The 20235-nt window shown below is 63.2% G+C and carries 23 protein-coding genes; 17 read left to right on the top strand and 6 right to left on the bottom strand.

The annotated features are described in order from the left end of the window. Window positions 1-110 precede the first annotated feature (110 nt). The gene (locus NL528_RS12245; RefSeq protein WP_309182911.1) at window positions 111-476 is read right to left on the bottom strand and encodes a nuclear transport factor 2 family protein; all 366 of its coding nucleotides are present in this window, start codon (window positions 474-476) and stop codon (window positions 111-113) included. Window positions 477-589: 113 nt separating this feature from the next. Between NL528_RS12245 and NL528_RS12250 the strand changes: the two genes are divergently transcribed. From NL528_RS12250 to NL528_RS12260, 3 genes are all read left to right on the top strand, one after another. Then, window positions 590-1177, top strand: a complete 588-nt coding sequence (locus NL528_RS12250) for a helix-turn-helix domain-containing protein (protein ID WP_309182912.1) — start codon at window positions 590-592, stop codon at window positions 1175-1177. 126 nt (window positions 1178-1303) lie between these two features. Then, the gene (locus tag NL528_RS12255; RefSeq protein WP_309182913.1) at window positions 1304-1765 is read left to right on the top strand and encodes a MarR family winged helix-turn-helix transcriptional regulator; all 462 of its coding nucleotides are present in this window, start codon (window positions 1304-1306) and stop codon (window positions 1763-1765) included. Beyond that, complete coding sequence (locus NL528_RS12260) at window positions 1762-2544, top strand: enoyl-CoA hydratase-related protein (RefSeq protein WP_309182914.1); 783 nt, start codon at window positions 1762-1764, stop codon at window positions 2542-2544. Before NL528_RS12255 ends, NL528_RS12260 begins: the two co-directional genes overlap by 4 nt. A 58-nt stretch (window positions 2545-2602) precedes the next feature. Here the strand turns inward: NL528_RS12260 and NL528_RS12265 are convergent, their stop codons facing one another. The 3 genes from NL528_RS12265 to NL528_RS12275 are packed head-to-tail and all read right to left on the bottom strand — an operon-like array spanning window position 2603 to window position 6180. Beyond that, window positions 2603-3076 (bottom strand): heme-binding protein, encoded by a 474-nt coding sequence (locus tag NL528_RS12265; protein WP_309182915.1) that lies wholly within the window; start codon window positions 3074-3076, stop codon window positions 2603-2605. A 45-nt stretch (window positions 3077-3121) separates the two neighbouring features. Next, window positions 3122-4621, bottom strand: coding sequence for an aldehyde dehydrogenase family protein (locus tag NL528_RS12270; protein ID WP_309182916.1), 1500 nt, complete (start codon window positions 4619-4621; stop codon window positions 3122-3124). 14 nt (window positions 4622-4635) lie between these two features. After that, window positions 4636-6180: a hypothetical protein gene (locus NL528_RS12275; RefSeq protein WP_309182917.1), complete on the bottom strand. Its 1545-nt coding sequence runs from the start codon at window positions 6178-6180 to the stop codon at window positions 4636-4638. A gap of 314 nt (window positions 6181-6494) precedes the next feature. Between NL528_RS12275 and NL528_RS12280 the strand changes: the two genes are divergently transcribed. The 11 genes from NL528_RS12280 (at window position 6495) to NL528_RS12330 (ending at window position 15836) form a co-directional block, all read left to right on the top strand. Continuing rightward, window positions 6495-7265, top strand: coding sequence for an iron-containing redox enzyme family protein (locus NL528_RS12280; protein ID WP_309182918.1), 771 nt, complete (start codon window positions 6495-6497; stop codon window positions 7263-7265). A gap of 27 nt (window positions 7266-7292) precedes the next feature. Continuing rightward, entirely contained in the window at window positions 7293-7625 is a 333-nt protein-coding gene (locus tag NL528_RS12285; protein ID WP_309182919.1) for a 2Fe-2S iron-sulfur cluster-binding protein, read from the top strand. 86 nt (window positions 7626-7711) lie between these two features. Beyond that, complete coding sequence (locus NL528_RS12290) at window positions 7712-8008, top strand: ferredoxin (protein WP_309182920.1); 297 nt, start codon at window positions 7712-7714, stop codon at window positions 8006-8008. A 37-nt stretch (window positions 8009-8045) separates the two neighbouring features. Continuing rightward, complete coding sequence (locus tag NL528_RS12295; protein WP_309182921.1) at window positions 8046-8387, top strand: 2Fe-2S iron-sulfur cluster binding domain-containing protein; 342 nt, start codon at window positions 8046-8048, stop codon at window positions 8385-8387. A 140-nt stretch (window positions 8388-8527) separates the two neighbouring features. Continuing rightward, window positions 8528-9343: a GntR family transcriptional regulator gene (locus NL528_RS12300; RefSeq protein ID WP_309182922.1), complete on the top strand. Its 816-nt coding sequence runs from the start codon at window positions 8528-8530 to the stop codon at window positions 9341-9343. Window positions 9344-9429: 86 nt separating this feature from the next. Continuing rightward, window positions 9430-11043 carry a choline dehydrogenase gene (locus tag NL528_RS12305; RefSeq protein ID WP_309182923.1) on the top strand — a complete coding sequence of 538 codons (1614 nt, stop codon included), beginning with the start codon at window positions 9430-9432 and terminating at the stop codon, window positions 11041-11043. Between the two features lie 170 nt (window positions 11044-11213). Continuing rightward, window positions 11214-11753: a DUF305 domain-containing protein gene (locus NL528_RS12310; protein ID WP_309182924.1), complete on the top strand. Its 540-nt coding sequence runs from the start codon at window positions 11214-11216 to the stop codon at window positions 11751-11753. A 9-nt stretch (window positions 11754-11762) separates the two neighbouring features. Continuing rightward, window positions 11763-13229, top strand: a complete 1467-nt coding sequence (locus tag NL528_RS12315; RefSeq protein WP_309182925.1) for a YncE family protein — start codon at window positions 11763-11765, stop codon at window positions 13227-13229. 142 nt (window positions 13230-13371) lie between these two features. Further along, window positions 13372-14049, top strand: coding sequence for a response regulator transcription factor (locus tag NL528_RS12320; RefSeq protein ID WP_309184877.1), 678 nt, complete (start codon window positions 13372-13374; stop codon window positions 14047-14049). Window positions 14050-14085: 36 nt separating this feature from the next. Then, window positions 14086-15450, top strand: coding sequence for an ATP-binding protein (locus NL528_RS12325; RefSeq protein WP_309182926.1), 1365 nt, complete (start codon window positions 14086-14088; stop codon window positions 15448-15450). 206 nt (window positions 15451-15656) lie between these two features. Next, on the top strand, window positions 15657-15836 hold the full coding sequence (locus tag NL528_RS12330; protein WP_309182927.1) for a hypothetical protein: 180 nt from the start codon (window positions 15657-15659) through the stop codon (window positions 15834-15836). A 63-nt stretch (window positions 15837-15899) separates the two neighbouring features. Here NL528_RS12330 and NL528_RS12335 read toward each other — a convergent pair whose 3' ends face one another. Together NL528_RS12335 and NL528_RS12340 are read right to left on the bottom strand one after the other, a co-directional pair. Further along, the gene (locus NL528_RS12335) at window positions 15900-16115 is read right to left on the bottom strand and encodes a SlyX family protein (protein ID WP_309182928.1); all 216 of its coding nucleotides are present in this window, start codon (window positions 16113-16115) and stop codon (window positions 15900-15902) included. Continuing rightward, on the bottom strand, window positions 16108-16860 hold the full coding sequence (locus NL528_RS12340; RefSeq protein ID WP_309182930.1) for a rhodanese-related sulfurtransferase: 753 nt from the start codon (window positions 16858-16860) through the stop codon (window positions 16108-16110). Before NL528_RS12340 ends, NL528_RS12335 begins: the two co-directional genes overlap by 8 nt. Before the next feature lie 194 nt (window positions 16861-17054). Between NL528_RS12340 and ggt the strand changes: the two genes are divergently transcribed. The 3 genes from ggt (at window position 17055) to NL528_RS12355 (ending at window position 20208) form a co-directional block, all read left to right on the top strand. Then, a complete protein-coding gene (gene ggt, locus NL528_RS12345) occupies window positions 17055-18641 on the top strand; it encodes a gamma-glutamyltransferase (protein WP_309182931.1) in 1587 nt (528 codons plus the stop codon). A 97-nt stretch (window positions 18642-18738) separates the two neighbouring features. Then, window positions 18739-19200 carry an FKBP-type peptidyl-prolyl cis-trans isomerase gene (locus tag NL528_RS12350; protein WP_309182933.1) on the top strand — a complete coding sequence of 154 codons (462 nt, stop codon included), beginning with the start codon at window positions 18739-18741 and terminating at the stop codon, window positions 19198-19200. A 27-nt stretch (window positions 19201-19227) separates the two neighbouring features. Further along, a complete protein-coding gene (locus NL528_RS12355; RefSeq protein ID WP_309182934.1) occupies window positions 19228-20208 on the top strand; it encodes a D-2-hydroxyacid dehydrogenase family protein in 981 nt (326 codons plus the stop codon). Window positions 20209-20235: the final 27 nt, after the last annotated feature.

Raw genomic sequence — 20235 nt, forward strand, 5'->3', positions numbered from 1 at the left:
CGACTTCACGTCTGCGGCACGGCAACAAATCGATACAAATGCCGTCCTTACCGGCAGGACCGCAATCTGACCGGGCTGGAGGCAATTCCGTGCGCGGAACAATCCGGATTTCAGCCGGTCATTTGCTTCGGGTCGTAGAAGAAGCGTTCCTCGATCAACTGATCGCCGCGCCAGGTCTGCCAGGCGATTTCCTCCAGCACCCGCACGGTGCCGTTGGCGCTGGTGAACGTGAATTTCCAGCGCGCCGCCACGGTGTCGCCGTCAATCAGGCTTGGCCCTATGCGTTGCGCCGCGATCTTTTGGAATGCGGCCATCACGCCGCGCTCCTTCGCCATCAGCGTGTCGCGGCCGATGACGGGCTCGGCGGTGTTTTCCCGCGTTGAGGCGTCGGGCGCGTAGAATTGCTCGATCGCGCCGACATAGTCGCCGGCTTCGACCAGTGCAACGAAACTCTCGACAATTTGGCGGTCTGGCATCGATACGTCCTCACGACCATGGGCAGACATAAACCGACTTATGGTCGGTAAATACCGACCGTTGGTCGAAAAGTCAACTGGCCGCCGCGGCGAAGTTCACCTAGAAAGGCGCGATGGCGAAACAGGCAGAGCGGCGCGCCGCCACCACGGAAGCAATCCTGAAAGCCGGACGCCGGCTGTTCGGCGAGCGGGGCTTTGCCGCCACGACCATCGACGACATCGCGGCAGCTGCGCGAGTGGCGAAGGGCGCGGTCTATCATCACTTCGCGACCAAAGAGACGGTGTTCGAGGCGGTGTTCGACCAGGTCTCGCGCGATCTCGTACTGGAGATCGATCGCGCGGCGCGAACCGAGAGGGACGTGCTGGCGGCAATGGTCGCGGGCACCCAGCACTATTTCGCGGCTTGCGCGAAAGGAGATACCTGCCAGATCATCCTGCGCGATGGTCCGGCCGTGCTGGGCTGGGAGCGCTGGCGTGAAATCGACGCGCGGCATTTCGGCGGCAAGATTCCGCGGGCTCTCGCTGCGGCGATGGACGCAGGGTTGATCGCCCGCCAACCCGTGGAGCCGCTCGCGCGGCTGCTGCTTGGCGCCGTGACGGAAGCCGCGGTCGCCTGTGCGGGCCGATCCGATATTCTAAAAGCCGGTGGCGAATATAGCCGCGCTTTCAAATCGCTGCTCGAAGCGCTCCGGCTGCGGTGAGGCGGGCAGCGCTCGACGCTTCACGCCAATCGTTCTGGCCGCAACCCGCGACGGCATCCCGAGACGCCGGAAGATTCACCGTGACAACATCCCCGCACTCACTTATATAGTTCGCATGCGAACTAAATGTCCACGACCCGGGTTCCAGTGAATTCCCGGCACGACCGCCGGCTGGTGTTTCTGCTCAGCGTCGCGCAGCGCCGGCTGCAACGCTGGGTGGCGGCGCGGACGCAGGATAGCGGCGTGACCGCTGCACAATCCGGGTTGCTGTTCATCCTCGGCCAGCGCGACGGTGTGCTGATCGGCGAGGCGGGCGCGGCGCTCGATTTGGGGCCGCCCGGTATCAGCGGACTGGTGGACCGGATGACGGCGGCGAACCTGATCAGGCGGGGCGCCGATCCGGATGATGGCCGCGCATGGCGCCTTTGGCTGACGCCCACAGGCCGCGCGGCGCTCGCGCAGGCGAAGGCCGCGCTCGCCGAGATCAACGCGCGCCTTACCGATGGATTTACCGAAGCCGAAATCGACGTCGTCGCGCGCTGGCTCACCAGTTTGCAAACCAGATTTCCCAGAGGAGAAGACCAATGACCGAGCATATCAAGATCGCAAACGAGGGCGGGATATTGAGCCTGACGATGGCGCGGCCCGACAAGAAGAACGCGCTGACCAACGCGATGTATGGTGCGCTGGCCGACGCGATTGAGGCCGCGGAGACCGACCCCGCCGTCCGCGTCGTGCTGATCCGGGGCGAGGGCGACATGTTCACGGCCGGCAACGACGTCGGCGAGTTCGCGGCGATCGCCGCCGGAAATCTTCAGGGCGAACGGCATGTCAGCCGTTTCCTTCAATCGCTCGCACGATCGAGCCGCCCGCTGGTCGCCGCCGTGCAAGGCCGCGCCGTCGGCATCGGCACCACGATGCTGCTGCATTGCGACCTGGTCGTGCTCGCCGACAATGCGCTGCTGTCGACTCCGTTCGTCAGCCTGGCCTTGGTGCCGGAAGCCGCCTCCAGCCTGCTGATGCCGCTGCGCATCGGCTATGCGCGTGCCTTCGAGATGTTCGCGCTCGGCGAAACCGTCAATGCCAGTTCTGCGCTCGCCTGGGGTCTCGCCAACCGGGTCGTGCCGCTGGAGCAGCTTGATGCCGAGGCGAAGGCGCTCGCGGCGCGTCTGGCCAAGCAGCCGGCGGGCGCGGTCTCCACCACCAAGCGGCTGATGCGCAATCCGGAAGCGCTGATGGCGCAGATTTTGGCGGAAAGCGAGCAGTTCGCGGCGCGCCTGCAAACCGTCGAGGCCCGCGAGGCGTTTACGGCGTTCGCCGAGCGCCGGCCGCCGGACTTCCTGAAACTCGCAAAGCAACCGGCCTGATCGCCGCGGCCGGGGCGCACATTGCGCCCTGGCCCCAAGAAATCACTTTTTCAAGAAATCACTTCTTGATGTCGGCGGCAACGAGCACGCGATGGTCGCGCAACAGGTCTTGCAAGGCCTGCAGCGCCGCCACACCGCATTTCGTATCCTGCTCGCCATTGCCGCCGCTGAGCCCGATGCCGCCGACGACTTCGTCATCGACGACGATCGGAAAACCACCGACGAACACCGCGAACTTGCCTTCAAAGCTCCATTGGATACCGAACGCCTCGTTGCCGGGCAGCGCAGGTCCGTTCGGCGCCTGGTTGAACAGATGTGTGGAGCGCTTGTGTCCTGCGGCGGTGAACGCCTTGTTCCAGGCGATCTGGGGGCCGGTGACGCGTGCGCCATCCATCCGTTCGAGCGCGAGCGGATAGCCGCCCTCGTCGGTCACGCACACCGTCTCCAGCACGCCGATCTCGGTGGATGTTTTGATGGCGGCGGCGACCATGTGGCGGGCCTCGGCGAGTTCCAGCTTGAATGAACGTCTCATCGCATTGTTTCCAGGTGTCGATTTGGGCCGGCGGTCCAGCGCGGCTCAGGTGCCGCGATAGACCGTCTTGATCTGGGTGTAGAATTCCAGTCCGGTGCGGCCGGACTCGCGAAACGTCGACGTGCTCGACCGCTTCAGGCCGCCGAACGGCGCATTGATAAGGTTGCCGGTCGTGGTGCGGTTGATCTTCACCGTTCCGGATTGAATGTCATTGGCGAAATCCTGCATGACCCGCGGATTGCGGGTCACGATCGCGGCCGACAGCCCGTATTCGGTGTCGTTGGCCTTGGCGATCGCATCCGCATAGCTGTCGACTTCAATGATCGCGATGACGGGACCGAAGATCTCCTCGCGCGCAATCGTCATCTGCTGAGTGACGTCGGTGAAGATCGCCGGCGAGACATAATAGCCACCGTCATAGCCGGCGCCGGTGAGCCGCTCGCCGCCGCACAGCAGCGTCGCCTCGCGTCTGCCGATCGCGATGTAGCGCAGTACGGTCTCGAGCTGCTTTGCGGTCGCCAGCGGCCCCATATCCATGCCGGCCGCAAGACCGCTGCCGATCTTCAGTGCTTTCACCTTGGCGACGAGTTTCGCGGTGAATTCGGCGCGTACCTGTTTCATCACCAGCACCCGGCTGGTGCCGGTGCAGGCCTGGCCTGCCAGCGAGAGACCGCCCTTGACGGTCAGGTCGACAGCCTGATCGAGGTCGGCATCGTCCATCACGATCAACGGGTTCTTGCCGCCCAATTCCATCTGGGTGCGGGTGGTGAACCTAACCGATCGGCAGATATGCTCGCCGGCCGCGGTCGATCCGGTGAAGGAGATGGCGCGGATGACCGGCGGCTCGGTAATGGCCGCACCAATCTCGCCGGCCTTGCCGGTGATGAAGTTGAGGACGCCCTTCGGCAGCCCGGCGACCGCCAGCGCCTCGGCCAGCCGATAGCCGCTCAACGGCGCGTCGGATGACGGCTTGAAGACGACCGTATTGCCGGTGATGAGCGCGGGCGCGATCTTGCGGGCCGGTATCGAGATCGGGAAGTTCCACGGCGTGATGATCGACACGACCCCGAGCGGCTCGCGCAGGGTATAGACCGTCATGTCGGCATCGTCGTTCGGAAACACCTCTCCCGTCAACGACTGGCCTTCAACCGCGTAAAATCGCAGCGTCTGCGCCGAACGCAGCACTTCGTCCCGCGCGAGGTTGAGCGCCTTGCCCATTTCCCGCGTCACCTCCCGCGCGATCCGGTCGGCGTGCGCCTCGAGATGATCCGCGGCGCGGTTGAGGATAGCAGCGCGCTTGGAGACCGACGTCTTCTTCCAGGCCTCGAACGCAGCGGATGCCGCGTCCACGGCGAGGCCGGCATCCGCCGCGGTGGATGCCTGAAAACGTCCGACGATGTCGGTGCTGTCGGCGGGATTGGCGTTGTCGAATGGCTGTTTCGACGAACTTTGCATCCACTCACCATTGATGAGGTTGCGGAACTCCTCGACGTCGGTGGCGCTCACAACAAAAGCCCGTGCATCCCGCATCGCCGTGTCACGCATCGTTCCGCTCCTTTTCAATGCCAGATCAGGACGGCGCAGATCGTTGACGCCACCAGTCCCGTGACAACCGGGATCATCACGGTCTGAACGATCTGGAACACCGGCACGCGTGCGAACCCGGCTACCGCGATCAGCGACGACCACGCCACCAGCGTGCCGCCGCCGGTCCATACCGCGCCCATCTGGCCGACGGCGGCGAGCGTTGCCGGATCGAGCCCGACCCCCGGCGCCAATGCACCCGAGAGCGAGCCGGTGAGCGGCAGGCCGGCGAAACCGGATCCATCGATGCCGGTGATCATACCGGCGATCAGCACGCCGAAGGCGACGAACACCTGATTGTGCGGAATCCAGCCCTGTGCCGCCTGAACGAGTTCGAACAGCAGATTCGGAGCCTGCGCCGCGGGAACCCCGAGAATGGGCGAGGACAGGCCCTGCTCGGCGCCGAGAAAGAAGAAGCCGGCAATCGGCAACACCGAGCCCATGGCCTTGAACGCGAAGACGAAGCCTTCGGTGACATGGTCGGCGCTGGCATCGAGGAATTTGCGCAAATTGTCGGTAACGAACGATGCGCAGATCATCAGGACCGCAGCGACGCCGCCGACCAGCGCGGCCGCGTCGCCGCCCTTGAGATCATGGCCGATGCCGGCCTTCGCGAGCACCATCACGACGATCACGCACAGGAAAGCGAGCGGCGTGGCGACGGCGAAGAACTTGGACCATGCCTCCCGGCGGCTCGGCACGGAGGCAAGCTCCTTGTCGATCTGCGCCTGGGTCGCGAACGGCTTCTGGCCTTCGGCGGTCCCGCGCGCAATCTCGGCCTTGTCGAAAGTGCCTTCCTCCTCGACCCGTGCCAGTTCGCCATTGACGGACTGCGCCTGCCAACGTTCGAGCAGCCTGTCGTCCGGCTTGGTGATCGACTTGCGGATCGACAGATAAGCCAACACCATCGCGATCACGCCGGTGATCAGCGACAGCACCAGTGCCCGGTCAGCCACCGTGGCGGCGCTGACTGCGATGCCGGCAGCCTTGGCGCTGATCCCGGGAGCGACGCCGATGACGTAGTCGGACGAGAGCGCCATGCCCTGTCCGGCGATCGCGATGGCGAGGGCGCCACCGAGCGGCGGCAGGCCGGCTGCGATCGCTGCCGGCAACAGCACGGCCGAAACCAGCGGCACCGCGGGCGTCGGCCAGAAGAACAGCGAGATAACGTAGGTGATGGCGGCGAGAACGAAATAGGCGGTGTGCCCGTTCTTCATGACCGCGCGAAACGGCTCGACCATGCGGATGTCGGAGCGAAGCACCTTGAGCGCGTTCAACAGCGCCGTCATCAGCGCGATTACCAGGAAGATATTGAAGAGTTCCTTGGCGGCGGTGAAGCTGGCGTTGAAGATGCTGGCCAGCGCCGAAACCGGACTATGCGTCCAGGCGAGCGCGACCAGGAATGTGGCGATCACCGACGGCACGACGACGTTGGCGCGCCAGATCATCGTCAGGACGATGGTGGCGACGCCGAATAGGTATACCCAATGCGCGGAGACGATCGGAACGTGCTGTTGCATGGTCGGTTGCTCCCCCAAAATAACAGGTGCAGTTTGTATACTGTATTCTAGATTTGCAACAATTAATTGTGACCGGATCGCAGGAAGTCGATGGAGCTGGGAATGGCGAGAGTTCCGGTAGGCGCGAAATGTGGCCCAATTATAGGCATTATGCGCAAATCTTCAGCGCGAAAATCCGGTGGGTAACCCAGCCGTCCAACCGTTGACAGGGTGCCAATTTTGTATACAATATACTGATTGGCGCAGCTGCCGTCCCACCAAGAGGTCCGCAGCCTGATGCCGGACGCCATCTCTCACGCGACAGGAGCGCGACGATGCAGCAGCTTATGGATCATGTTCAATTTCGCACCGCCCTCGAAAACGCGATCAAGGGCAAGAGCGCGAACAAGGCGCCCTTCAGTATCGCCTGGGCCAGCGGCAAGCTGAGCCGCGCGCATCTCGCGCGCTGGGCGGAGAACCACTACCATTATGTCGGGCCGTTCGCCGACTATCTCGGCTACATCTATGCGCGGATGCCCGAACAATATCAGGAAGCAAAGGATTTCCTGCTCGCCAATATGTACGAGGAGGAAATCGGCGGTGATCGCCATACCGATCTCCTGATCCGTTTCGCCGAGGCCTGCGGCACGTCAGCGGCGCGGGTCAAGGATCCCGACAACATGACCCCGACGACCCGCGGGCTGCAAAGCTGGTGCTACGCGGTTGCGATGCGCGAGGACCCGATCGTTGCGGTGGCGGGTCTCGTGGTCGGTCTCGAATCGCAGGTGCCCTCGATCTATCGCAAGCAGACGCCGACCCTGCGCGAGAAGTACAAGTTCACCGACGAGGAGGTCGAGTTCTTCGACCTTCACATCGTCTCCGATGAAATCCACGGCGAGCGCGGCTACCAGATCGTGCTCGAACACGCCAACACGGTGGAACTGCAGCAGCGCTGCCTCAAGATCTGCGAGATCGGCGCGCAGATGCGGCTGCTCTACACCACCGCGCTCTATTACGACTATGTCGCCAAGGACATTCCGTTGACCGAGCTGGAGACGGCCGAAACCAGGGTGCCGGCTGACGAACGCGCCCTGTTGCAGGCTTGATCGACGCCATCACCGGAGACTGGCGGCATGCCGAACGTGGTTTTTCACAGGAACGGCCAGATCTTTCACGGCGAGATCAAGGAGAACACCAATCTCGTCGTCAGGGCCGGCATACGGCAGTTTCCGTATCCGAACTTTCTGTATGGCTGCGGCATGGGCAAGTGCGGGAAATGCGCGTCCCTGATCATCAAGGGCGGCGAGCACCTGCCGGAGCCGAACTGGAAAGAGAAGAAGCGCCTCGGAGCCAGGATCGAGCGCGGATATCGCCTGGCTTGTCAGCTCTGGATCACCCACGACATTGAGCTGTCACAGGAGGCAACACCGCTGGCCGACGTCGTCGCGCCGGGCGGGGTGGGTTGATGCAACGCTGCGCGCGGAGCCTGGGCAGATGCCAAGATGCATCTGCCGGGTTGCCGGGCAAAACAGAGCCGGAGGGTGGCGATCCCATGTATGTGATATTGACAAGCAAGCCCGGGCAATTCCGTACCGAGATCGTCGACGGTCTGCGGCCGCTGGCAGCTTACGATTACCTGTTCTACGGAGTGAAGAAAGCGACCTTCGTGATTGCCGAGCTGCTCAGGGATACCAAGGTCAAGGTGATCGACGAGGCCTGGTCGCCGCAGGTCGTGAACGAGGTGCCCTCGAAATTCCTGGAAAAGTTCGAGACGCCGGAACGTGCGTTCAGCGAACTTCAGCACCTCACGTCTTTCGGCCATATGGACACGAAGCTGCGCAAGCTTTGATCACCCGTCAACCTGTCTGCATCGCGCGGAAGCCGTCATGATCGAAGTCACATTTCTAACCAATGGCGGGAAAACCGTGACGGCGCCGGAAAACAGCAATCTGCTGCGCGTATCCTTGCGCGAGAAGGGCGGCATTCCGTTCAAATGCGGCGGCGGGATTTGCGGGACGTGCAAGTGCCGGATCGAGAAGGGCCTCAAGAACACCGATGCGATCAAGCCGAAGGAACGCAAACACCTGACCGAGGAGCAATTCGCGGCAGGCTACAGGATGGCATGCCAGACATTTCTCAACGGCGATGTGAGCGTGTCCTGGACACCGAAGCCGGCCGCAGCAGCCAACGCCTTCGCCGCGCAAGCGCCACCTGTTGACGGCGAATGACAATGGCTTGATGGTATCTTGATGGTATACAGACGGCAGTTTAGATACGGTGTTGTCGCCGTCAGCTTGAGATCCGACGACTGGCTGGATCTCGTTTCGCGGTTCAGCTAACTCGTGGGCGCGGCCGAACGGGTCACTTCATGGCAGGCACGCTGGGAAACTCCAAACGTCTTGGTGACGATTACCCCTCCCTGCACGGCAGGGTGATCGAGGAACTGCGCCAGGCCATCCTGAGCCGTCGGCTGAAGCCCGGCGAACGGCTGATCGAGGGGCGCCTGGCCGATGAACTCGGTGTCTCCCGCAATCCCGTGCGCGAAGCCATCCGTGTGCTGGAATCGGAGGGCCTGGTCGAAGTGACGGCGCGGCGCGGCGCGTCGGTGCTGTCGATGACCGACGAAGAGGCGCGCGAGACGATCGAGGTCCGCGCCCTGCTCGAAGGCCAGAACGCGCGGCTTGCGGCCCGGCGCCGCGAACAAGACATCCTCAAGCGGATCGCGGCCGTGCTGAAGCAGGGCAACGAGGCGGTCGCGGCGAAACGTTACGACCTGCTGTCCGATCTCAACCAGCAGTTTCACCAGGAACTGGCGGCTGCCGGCCGCAATCGCGTGCTGGCCGATCTGCTGAAGCGGCTGCGCGAGCGAACGGCGATGCTGTTCGCGCCGACCGATCCGGTGCGTCAGGCCCGCAGCTGGGACGAGCATGCCGGCATCCTGCGCGCCATCATCGCCGGCGACGAGCGCTCCGCGGCTACGCTTGCCGCCGAGCACGTGATGCGCGCCGGCGCCGATTTTCTGGCGACCCTCCACATTCCCGACGACAATTCGCCGCTGGACGAATTGTCCGCCGCGGACGACAAGGCGTCCGATCCTTCGCGTTCCGCGCGCCCCTCCAAAGTAAAATCCGTTCGTCGCAGTCAGAACGGCGGAAGTGCGCGGCGGGCAAAAGTCCAGGGCTGAAGCCCCAGAACCTGCACGCGGGGCGATAGTCTTTTCAAACCGCGGCTTTGTCTGTACCACCGGTGATGCGACCGCCGGGGAAACCAATGAACAATAACAATGACGCTGCAGAATACGACTATGTCATCGTCGGCGCCGGCTCGGCCGGCTGCGTGCTCGCCAACCGCCTGAGCGCCGACGGCAAGCATTCGGTGCTGCTGCTCGAGGCGGGGCCGAAGGATACCAATATCTGGATCCACGTGCCGCTCGGCTACGGCAAGCTGTTCAAGGAAACGACCGTCAACTGGATGTACCAGACCGAGCCCGAGCCGGGGCTCAACGGCCGGCAGGTGTTTCAGCCACGCGGCAAAGTGCTCGGCGGCTCGAGCTCGATCAACGGCCTGCTTTACGTGCGTGGCCAGCATGAGGATTACGACCGCTGGCGCCAGCGCGGCAACGCCGGCTGGGGCTATGACGACGTGCTGCCCTATTTCAGGAAGGCCGAAAACCAGCAGCGCGGCGCCGACAAATATCATGGCGCCGGCGGTCCGCTGCCGGTATCGGACTGGCGCCACGCCGATCCGCTGTCGGAAGCCTTTGTCGTGGCCGCGGCCGAGGCCGGCATTCCGACCAACCCCGATTTCAACGGCGAGCGCCAGGAGGGCGCGGGATTTTTCCAGACCACGACCCGGCGCGGCCGGCGCGCCAGCACGGCATTCTCCTATCTTCGCCCCGCCATCAAGCGCGGCAATCTGCACGTGGAAACCTCGGCGCTGGCGCAGCGCATCCAGTTCGAAGGCCGCCGCGCGCGGGCCGTCGAATTCAAGCAGGAAGGCCGGTTGCGCACCGCAAAGGCGCGCAAGGAAATTCTGGTCTCGAGCGGCGCGTACAACTCGCCGCAATTGCTGCAGCTCTCCGGCGTCGGGCCCGCGGATCTTCTGAAGCAGCACGGTATCGACATCGTGCTCGATGCGCCCGGCGTCGGCAACGATCTGCAGGATCATTTGCAGGTGAGGCTGGTGACGCGCTGCGCGCAGGCCATCACGCTCAACGACGTCGTCAATAATCCTGTTCGGCGCATCATGGCCGGGGTGCAATATGCGGCGCTTCGCAAGGGGCCGCTGACGATCGCCGCGGGCACATCGGGGGCGTTCTTCAAGACCAATCCGCGCCTGGCGACGCCCGATATCCAGATCCACTTCCTGCCGTTTTCGACCGACAAGATGGGCGAGAAGCTGCATGCGCAGTCCGGCTTTACGGCCTCCGTTTGCCAGTTGCGCCCCGAGAGCCGCGGCTCGCTGCGGATCAAGAGCGCGGATCCCGCGGTGCCGCCGGAAATCCGGATCAACTATCTCGCGACCGAGACCGATCGCCGGGCCTTCATCGACGGCATCCGGATCCTGCGCAAGATTCTCGCTGCCCCCGCGCTGAAGCCTTACGCGGTCGGCGAAGTCGATCCCGGGCCGAAGGTCGCGAGCGATGACGAGTTGCTGGACTTCTGCCGCCGCACCGGCAGCACGGTCTATCATCCGACCTCGACCTGCCGGATGGGCAACGATCCCCTGGCGGTGGTCGATCAGCGGCTGAAGGTGCGCGGCATCGAGGGGCTGCGCGTGGTCGACGCCTCCATCATGCCGGACCTGATGTCGGGCAATACCAACGCGCCGACCATCATGATCGCCGAAAAGGCCTCCGACATGATTTTGGAGGATGCGCGGTAGGCGTCACGGGAGAGAGTAGCCAGGATGGCACCATCCGGGCTACGATGGCCGATTGTCACCTTCCTTAAATTCCATTTTAGAATTTTAAATCGCTATTTAATTGAGACCATCGCCCCCGCTTGGCATCGTCCTGCCGTTCGCGGCAGGTCCCGATTTTGTCTGGAGGTAAGATGGTCTCGCTGTCCAGTTCCTTTATGCGCAAACGTATGATTTCGCTGGCGACGACCCTGTCTGTTAGCGCCACGTCCCTTGCCCTGGCGAACGGGCCGACGCGGCCGCACCACGTCCGCGGTCCCGTAGCACCGATACAAGGTCCCGTAGCACCGATACAATATGTCGCCGATCGGTCAGATGGTTCCGATGAAACGCCGTTTCTGTCGGCAAACGATGCCGCCATGAGCAAGATGATGGCCGACATGACGGTCAAGCCGACCGGGGATATCGATCGTGATTTTGTCGCGATGATGGTGCCGCATCACCAGGGCGCCATCGACATGGCGCAGGCCGTGCTGCGCTATGGCCACAACGAGCAGCTTCGGCGTCTGGCGCAGGAAATCGTCGTCACGCAGCAGCAGGAGATTGCCGCGATGCGCCTCGCCGTCGGCGATCGATTGCCGCCCTCGGTGGCTGCGCCGACGCAGCCGGACGCCCACGGCGCGACGGATATGTCGCGCGATGCCGTGTCCCATCATTCCATGACGATGCAATAGGAGCCGACGATGAAACGTACCTCTCTTGCATTGGCGTTTCTGGCTTGCACGGCGATATCAGGTGTAGCACCCGCGATGGCGGGACAGGCGCCCGGTGCGGCTTCGGATCAGGATATTCCGGTCAGCCACCGCGATCGGGTTTATTCCGCGGAGCAATTTTCCAACACCGTCTCGGTGACTGATCCCGTCGACAACCGGCTGGTCGGCGTCATCCGGCTCGGCGATCCCCAGCCCGGCAATTTCAGTCCGCTCTACAAGGGCCAGGTGCTTGTTCACGGCATGGGTTTCTCGCCCGATCACAAAACCATCGCGGTGGTCTCGATCGGCAGCAACTCCGTGACCTTCATCGACACCGCCACCAATGCGGTGAAACACACGACCTATGTCGGCCGTTCGCCGCACGAGCCGTTCTTCACGCCAGACGGCAAGGAGGTCTGGGTAACCGTTCGCGGCGAGGACTATGTCGCGGTGCTCGACGGACAGAGTTTTGAAGAGAAGTCGCGCATCAAGGTGCCGGCCGGTCCGGGCATGCAGATCTTCTCGCCCGACGGCAAATACGGTTATGTCTGTTCATCGTTCAATCCGGATACCGTCGTCGTGAGCGTCGCCGATCATCAGATCGTCGGTCACGTCAAGCAGGACAGCCCGTTCTGCCCGAACATCGCGGCGACGCCGGACGGCAAGCAGGTCTGGTTCACGCTCAAGGACATCGGCCGGACCATGGTGTTCAATGCGCAGCCACCGTTCAATGTATTGAAGTCGATCGATACCGGTCCGATCACCAATCATGTCAACTTCGCCCGCAATGCTAATGGGACATTCGCCTATGTTACGGTCGGCGGACTGAACGAAGTCAAGGTATTCCGCACCGACGATTTCTCGCTAACTGCGACCATCCCGGTCGGCAAGCTGCCGCATGGGGTCTGGCCGTCGGGCGACGGCAGCCGGATTTACGTCGGGCTCGAAAATGCTGATGGCATGGCCGCGATCGATACCATGACCAACAAGGTCATTTCGACGAGCCCTGTCGGTCAGGCGCCGCAGGCCATCAACTACGTTCCCAACGCCGTGCCCGAGGGAGACGGCACCGCTCACCTGCAGCCGCTGGGTGTCGCCGGCCAGGCCGTGCATCTGGCTTTGGGCGCAGTGCATTCAGGCAACACGGCGGAGGATAAGGCCGCGACCAGCGTTTCGCTGTTCGATCAAGGCCTGATCCAGATATTGCAGGCCTCGGTAACCGGGCTTGAACCGAAGCAGCCCTACGTCCTCGCGTTTGCCCGCGAGTTTGATGGAAAAGGGCCGCTCGAGCCGCTGTCGGCATTCATGACCAATCCGGCAGGCTCAGCGATCGTCAATGCCACCGGGCCGATCCGCCAAATCGTGCGCGGCGAGGACAAGACCCAGCGCCGCTATCTTGTGATCGCGCAGGGTCGCGCCGACAGTCCGGGCCCGATCGCACAGGTGCAGTTGCGATAGCGGCGTCGCGGCCCTTAAACAGGCCCAAGAAAGGGGATATATGATGACCGCAGCAGCAGCCATCAGGTTGACTGCAGCAATCCCGCGGATCGGCGCCACCACCAGCGGAGCCCTCGCATTTCCGGCCATCGGCAAGTCGCTCATGACAAAAATTTTGCTGATCGAGGACGACGATGAAACGGCACAAGAGGTTACCGCCGAGCTGGTCGAGCGTGGTTTCGACGTGGAATGGAGTGCTGATGGAACGGCAGGGCTGGCCTCGGCCCGTTCGTCATGCCCCGACGTCTTGATCGTGGATCGGATGCTGCCCGGCATGGACGGCCTCTCGATCATTGAGACACTGCGGCAGGAGCAGGTGCGCACCCCAGTGCTGGTTCTGAGCGCGTTGGGTGCGATCGACGACCGCGTGCGCGGATTGCGGGCGGGCGGCGACGATTATCTGACCAAGCCGTTCGCGATCCTCGAACTCGTGGCGCGGATCGAGGCGCTGCTGCGCCGGCCGGCGCAATCACGCGAGACCATCCTTCGCGTGGGGGCGCTGGAGCTCGACCTGATCGAGCGAACGGCCAGACGCGGCGCCCGCGAGATCGATTTGTTGCCGCGGGAATTTCGCCTGCTCGAATACATGATGCAACGCTGCGACCAGTTGCTGACGCGGGCCATGCTGCTCGAAGAAGTCTGGAACTACAAATTCGTGCCGGCGACCAATCTCGTGGACGTGCACATGGGCCGGCTGCGCCACAAAGTGGACGGCCCGGACGAAACACCCATGATCCACAATGTCCGCGGCGCCGGATTTATCCTGCGTACGCCGACCTGATGCCGTGCCACGCCATCCTCAGGACGGAGTGAGCGCATGATCTGGCCTGAACTCGTGCGCTCGACTTCGTTTCGCCGGGCGCTGGTGCTGGCGGCGGCGTTGACGGCGATCATCGTCGCGCTATTCGGCTTCGTCTACTGGAAAACCGACAGCTACCTGACGGCACGATCCGATCAGATGATCATGACGCAACTCAACGTCATTTCCCTGCTGTCGGATCAGCGCCTGCTGGACGCGATCGACGCGCATCTGAGGGAGGATTCGCGTGGTGTCCAGTTCGCCGGCTTGTTTGGAGCCGACGGAAGCCGCATTGCCGGCAACATCGCCAAGTTGCCGCCCGGCCTCAAAACCGGAACTCCGGCGCACCGCGTGCAGATCATGGCGATACGTGCGGCAAGCCTCGAAAATCAGGTGGTGCAGGGCGTGGCGCGGCAACTGCCGGATGGCGAGGTGCTGGTGATCGGGCGACTGGTCGATGAAACCGTCGATGTCGCCCGTGTCATCGGTCAGGCGCTCGGGCTTGGTCTGGTGTTTGCACTGGGCCTCTGCCTGGTGGCGGGCACGCTGGCGAGCCTTCGTGCAGCCAAGCGGGTCGAGGAGGTCAGCACGCGGGTTCAGCGCATCGTTGCCGGCGACCTGCACGAGCGGCTGCCCCAGAGCGACAACGGCGATCCGTTCTCGAAACTGGCCGCGATCGTCAACGGCATGCTCGACGAAATGGAAACCATGATCGATGCGCTCGCCGGCGTCGGCAACGACATTGCCCATGATTTGCGAACGCCGTTGACGCGCGCACGCCTGACCCTGGAACGCGGTCGCGCCAACGCGGTAACCCTCGAGCAGCTTCAGGCCACTGCCGACAAGACGATCACCGGCATCGATCAATCGCTGGCGATCGTCACCGCCTTGCTGCGGTTGGCGGAAATCGAGAACAGCCGGCGCTCCGCCGGCTTCGGTGTCGTTGCACTCGATCAATTGCTGCGCGAGGTCCGCGACATCTACGAACCGATTGCCGAAACCAAGGAGATCGCCCTGAAGGTTAAGGCCTCGCCGGAATTATCGGTCCATGGCGATCGCGACCTGTTGATCGAGGCGGTGGCCAACCTCGTCGACAACGCCATCAAGTTTACCCCGGTGGGCGGAAGGGTCGATATCGATCTGATCCGCGGCGAAGGTGAAAGCGTGATGCGCGTCAGCGATACCGGACGCGGTATCAGTGAAGGCGAACGCGACGCCGTATTGCGTCGCTTTTATCGCTCGGAAAAAGACCGGAATACCCCGGGCGTTGGCCTCGGTCTCAACCTGGTTGCCGCGATTGTGAAGTTGCACGGCTTTCGGCTGGCGATCTTTCCCGGTCCCGGTTGCCGGGTGGAAATAGCTTGTCCGGATCAAGTGCCGTGATCATGCGGTGAAATGCCGTCATGGTTCACTCCGGTGATGAGTTTCAACAACGGCACGATGCGGCGCCGTAGCAGCTGGAATCGATTATCAAGCGATTTAGGGTTGTGACGTTGCCTTGAGCGCGAGGCGTCGTTCCGGGCCAATCAATGGTTCCCGCTGGAACTCCTCCGAATCTTACGCGTTATCTCCAGCAACGGAGGTATCCCATGGCTGAGAAATTCGATCCGGCGCGGCACGACAAGCACGCCGCCAATCCCCGTGAGGCGCATGCGGCCGATCGGGAGATCCATGCGAAACTCGAGACCGGCCTGATGGACAGCTTTCCGGCCTCCGATCCCGTCAGCGCCACGCAACCGGCGCCGTCGAAACATGACCGCGATCGCTAACGGCGTTGCGTTGAGTTTGAGAGAACGGCCTCCGATGCGGAGGCCGTTCTTTTAAGTGGACACTCAATAATGCGGCGGCGGATCGTTTGCCGGGCCGGTCGCGTTGCTTTCCGCTTCCTGCACACGCTCCTTCAGCGCCGCGATCTGGCGCGTCAGCGCATCGATCTGCTGCCATTGCGCGGTGATGGTCAGGTTCAGCATCTCGATGGTCTCGTCCTGGAATGTCAGCCGCACCTCCAGCGCGTCGATGCGGTCGCTCAGCGCCTTCGCCTCACTCATCGGAAGCCCCGTCCGTTCCGCGCTCGCGCAAGCCGTGTCCCAGCGCGACGCGTTCGTCGAACACAAAACAGTCACCGCGCCAGCGGCTTTGGTCTTCCGGCACGCCCTCCAGATATCGCAGGATGCCGCCCTTGAGATGATAGACCTCGGCAAAGCCGCGCGAGAGCAGATAGGCGCTGGCTTTTTCACATCTGATACCGCCGGTGCAGAACATCGCGATCTTCCGGTGCTTTGCCGGATCGAGATGTCGGGCGGTAAATTCCTTGAACTGGCCAAAGCTCCGGATGCCTGGATCGACCGCGCCTTCAAAGGTCCCCATCGCGACCTCGAAGGCGTTGCGGGTATCGATCACGAGCGTGTCGGGGGCCGCGATCAGCGCGTTCCAGTCGGCGGGATCGACATAGGTGCCGACCTGTTTCGTCGGATCGACCTCCGCATCGCCGAGCGTGACGATTTCCTTCTTCAGCCGCACCTTCATATGCCCAAACGGCATGGTCGAGCTGGACGAGAATTTCAGCTCGAGGTTGTCGAGCCGGCCGCCGAACAGGGGGCCATGTTGCAACTCGCCCACGAACGCATCGATGGCCTCCGGCGTGCCGGCAACCGTGCCGTTGATGCCCTCCGGCGCCAGCAGTACGCTGCCCTTCAGCCCAAGGCGAACGCAGATTGCGTGCAGCGGCTCGCGCAACTCCCGGAAATCCGGGACCCGGGCAAATTGATAGAAGGCGGCGACCTTGTGGGGCATCCCGGGGGTTTATCAGCCAGCCAGGGCAGGGGAAACCCCACAAAACAGGGATCATTCCAGCGTTTACCAAGCAGGGCTGGGGCGCCAATTCTCTGGTATGCCAGCCATTGCCCTGCCCGGGATGAATGTGTCATGTAACCCCGTTTCCGCAGGGGCAAACGCAGCAAAAACAACGGTCAAGTGAGCAATCTGTCATGAGGAATTTCCATTTCGCCGGCCGTTCGACGGTCCACACCCAGAACGCGATGGTGGCGACGTCGCATCCGGCGGCGGCGCTGGTGGCGGTCGACGTGATGCGCGCCGGCGGTACCGCCGTGGACGCTGCGATCGCGGCCTCCGCGCTGCTGGCGGTGATCGAGCCGCAATCGACCGGGATCGGCGGCGACTGCTTCGCGTTGGTGCAGCCCAAAGGCGAGGGCAAGATCACAGCCTATAACGGCTCGGGCCGCGCGCCGATGGCGGCAACGGCCGATTGGTATCTGGAACGCAAGATCCATTCGGTGCCGCTGACGTCGGCGCATGCAGTCAGCATTCCCGGCGCCATCGATGCCTGGGACACGCTGCTGCGCGATCATGGCAAGCTCGGTTTCGACACTTTGCTGCAGCCCGCGATCAAGGCCGCGGAAGAAGGCTACATCGTCGCCCCGCGCATCGCCTTCGACTGGAAGAACGGCTTTGACAAGCTGAAGAACGGCACCAACACCGCGCGCTATCTGCTGCCGCATGGCAGGCCCGCGGTCGCCGGCGACGTGATCCATCAGCCCGAACTCGGCAAGACGCTGCGCGCGATCGCCAAGGGCGGCCGCGATGCGTTCTACAGCGGCGAGATTGCCGCCGACATGGTCGATACCCTGCGCGGCATCGGCGGTCTGCACACGCTGGAAGATTTCGCCGCGCATTCGACCGAGACCACGTCGCCGATCGGCACCATCTATAAGGGCCACGACGTCTGGCAGTGCCCGCCGAACGGCCCGGGCATTACCATGCTGGTCATGCTGAACATCCTCTCCCGCTTCGACCTGACGAAGTTTCCGGCGCTCAGCGTCGAACGCTTCCACCTCGAAGCTGAGGCGGCGCGGATCGCCTACATGATGCGCGAGCAATATATCGGCGATCCCCAGCAGGTTCACGTCGACGTCGCCGGCATTCTGGCAAAGGAATTCGCCGACGAGCATATCAGCAAGATCCGGATGGACGGGCTGCTTGATCTACCCAACGTCGCGCCGCCGATGAATCCGTCGACCGTCTATATCACCGTGGTCGACAAGGACCGCAACGTTTGCTCGTTCATCAACTCGATCGCGCACTCCTTCGGTTCGGCGATCGTGTCGAACAAGACCGGCATTCTGCTGCAGAATCGCGCCGGCGGCTTCCGTATCCAGCCCGGCCATCCCAATTGCATCGCGCCGGGCAAGCGGCCGCTTCATACGATCATCCCGAGCCTTGCGACCAAAAACGGCCGCGCGGTGATGCCGTTCGGCGTGATGGGCGGGCAGTATCAGCCGGTCGGCCAGACCCATGTGCTGACCAACATGCTGGACTACGGCTGCGACGTGCAGGAAGCGATCGATATGCCGCGCGGTTTGCATTACGAGGGCGTCTACCAGCTCGAGGACAGCGTGCCGGCCGACATTGTTGAGGGCCTGAAAAAGATCGGGCACAAGACCACCAGCGTGGTCGGCCCGCTCGGCGGCGGCCAGGCGATCTGGATCGACTGGGACAAGGGCACGCTGACCGGCGGTTCCGATCCGCGCAAGGATGGCTGCGCGCTGGGGTATTGAGGCGTCGCTGTTTTCTGCCCGTTGATCACTTGAAAATGGCTATGGAAATAGCCCGCTCTGGGCTAGAGACATCCGTCCTTTAGAAGGGGTGCCCAATATGCGATCTTCCCGACGCACGATCATCAAAACCAGCTTTGCCGCGATAGCGGCAGCGGTTTCAACGCCCGTTGTTATTGCCACGATGGCATCAGCCCAGACCGCAGGAAAACCCATGACCACAGCATCAGGTTTGCAGATCATCGACAGCACTGTCGGCACCGGCGCTTCGCCGAAACCCGGCCAGACCTGCGTCATGCATTACACCGGCTGGCTCTACGAAAACGGCGTGAAGGGCAAGAAATTCGACTCTTCCGTCGACCGCAACGAGCCGTTCGAATTTCCGATCGGGCAGCACAGGGTGATCGCCGGCTGGGACGAGGGCGTCGCCACCATGAAGGTCGGCGGCAAGCGCACGCTGATCATCCCGCCCGCGCTCGGCTACGGCGCCCGCGGCGCCGGCGGCGTGATCCCGCCCAACGCGACGCTGATGTTCGATGTCGAATTGCTCGCAGTGAAATAAGCGCCGCGAGGGAAGGGAGCGCGTATTGTGAAGGTCTCCATCCTCGACGACTATTTCGACACGCTGCGCACCCTCGACTGCTTTCGCAAGCTCGACGGCCATGACGTCACGATCTGGAACGATCACCTCCAGGATGTTGACGCGCTGGCGGACCGCCTGCGCGACACCGAAGCGCTGGTGCTGATCCGCGAGCGGACGCAAATCCGCACGCCACTTCTGGAGCGGTTGCCGAAGCTGAAGCTGATCAGCCAGCGCAGCGTCTATCCCCATATCGACATCGACACCTGCACCCGGCTCGGCATCGTCGTGTCGTCGGGCCAGCACGCCGATACGCCGTCCTATGCCACCGCCGAATTCACCTGGGGCCTGATCCTCTCGGCGATGCGCGCGATCCCGCAGCAGATGGCGGCGCTGAAGGCCGGCAAATGGCAGATCGGTGTCGGCCACACCTTGCGCGGCAAGACGCTCGGCATCTACGGCTACGGGCGGATCGGCGCGGTCGTTGCCGGTTACGGCAAGGCGTTCGGCATGAAGGTGCTGGTATGGGCGCGGGAAGCAGCACTGGCGAAAGCGCGCGCCGACGGTTACGAGACCGCCAGCAGCAAGGCAGACTTCTTCGAGCGATGCGATGTGCTCTCGCTGCATATGCGGCTGGTCGACGCCACCCGCGGCATCGTCAAGGCGGACGATCTCGCGCGCATGAAGCCGACGGCGCTCCTGGTCAATACCAGCCGCGCGCCGCTGATCGAGCCGAACGCACTGGTCAATGCACTGCGGGCCGGGCGGCCCGGCATGGCGGCGGTGGACGTTTACGAGAAGGAACCGCTGCGCGACGTCAACGATCCCCTGCTGACCATGGACAACGTCGTTTGCACCCCGCATCTCGGCTACGTCTCGCGCGACGAATACGAAATCCAGTTCACCGACATTTTCGACCAGATCGTGGCTTGCGCCGCGGGCACACCGACGAATGTCGTCAATCCGGATGTGATGGGCAACCGGCGGTGAGACTCCCTCGCCCCGCTTGAGACTCCC

The organism is Bradyrhizobium sp. Ash2021 (assembly GCF_031202265.1).
Taxonomy (GTDB): Bacteria; Pseudomonadota; Alphaproteobacteria; order Rhizobiales; family Xanthobacteraceae; genus Bradyrhizobium.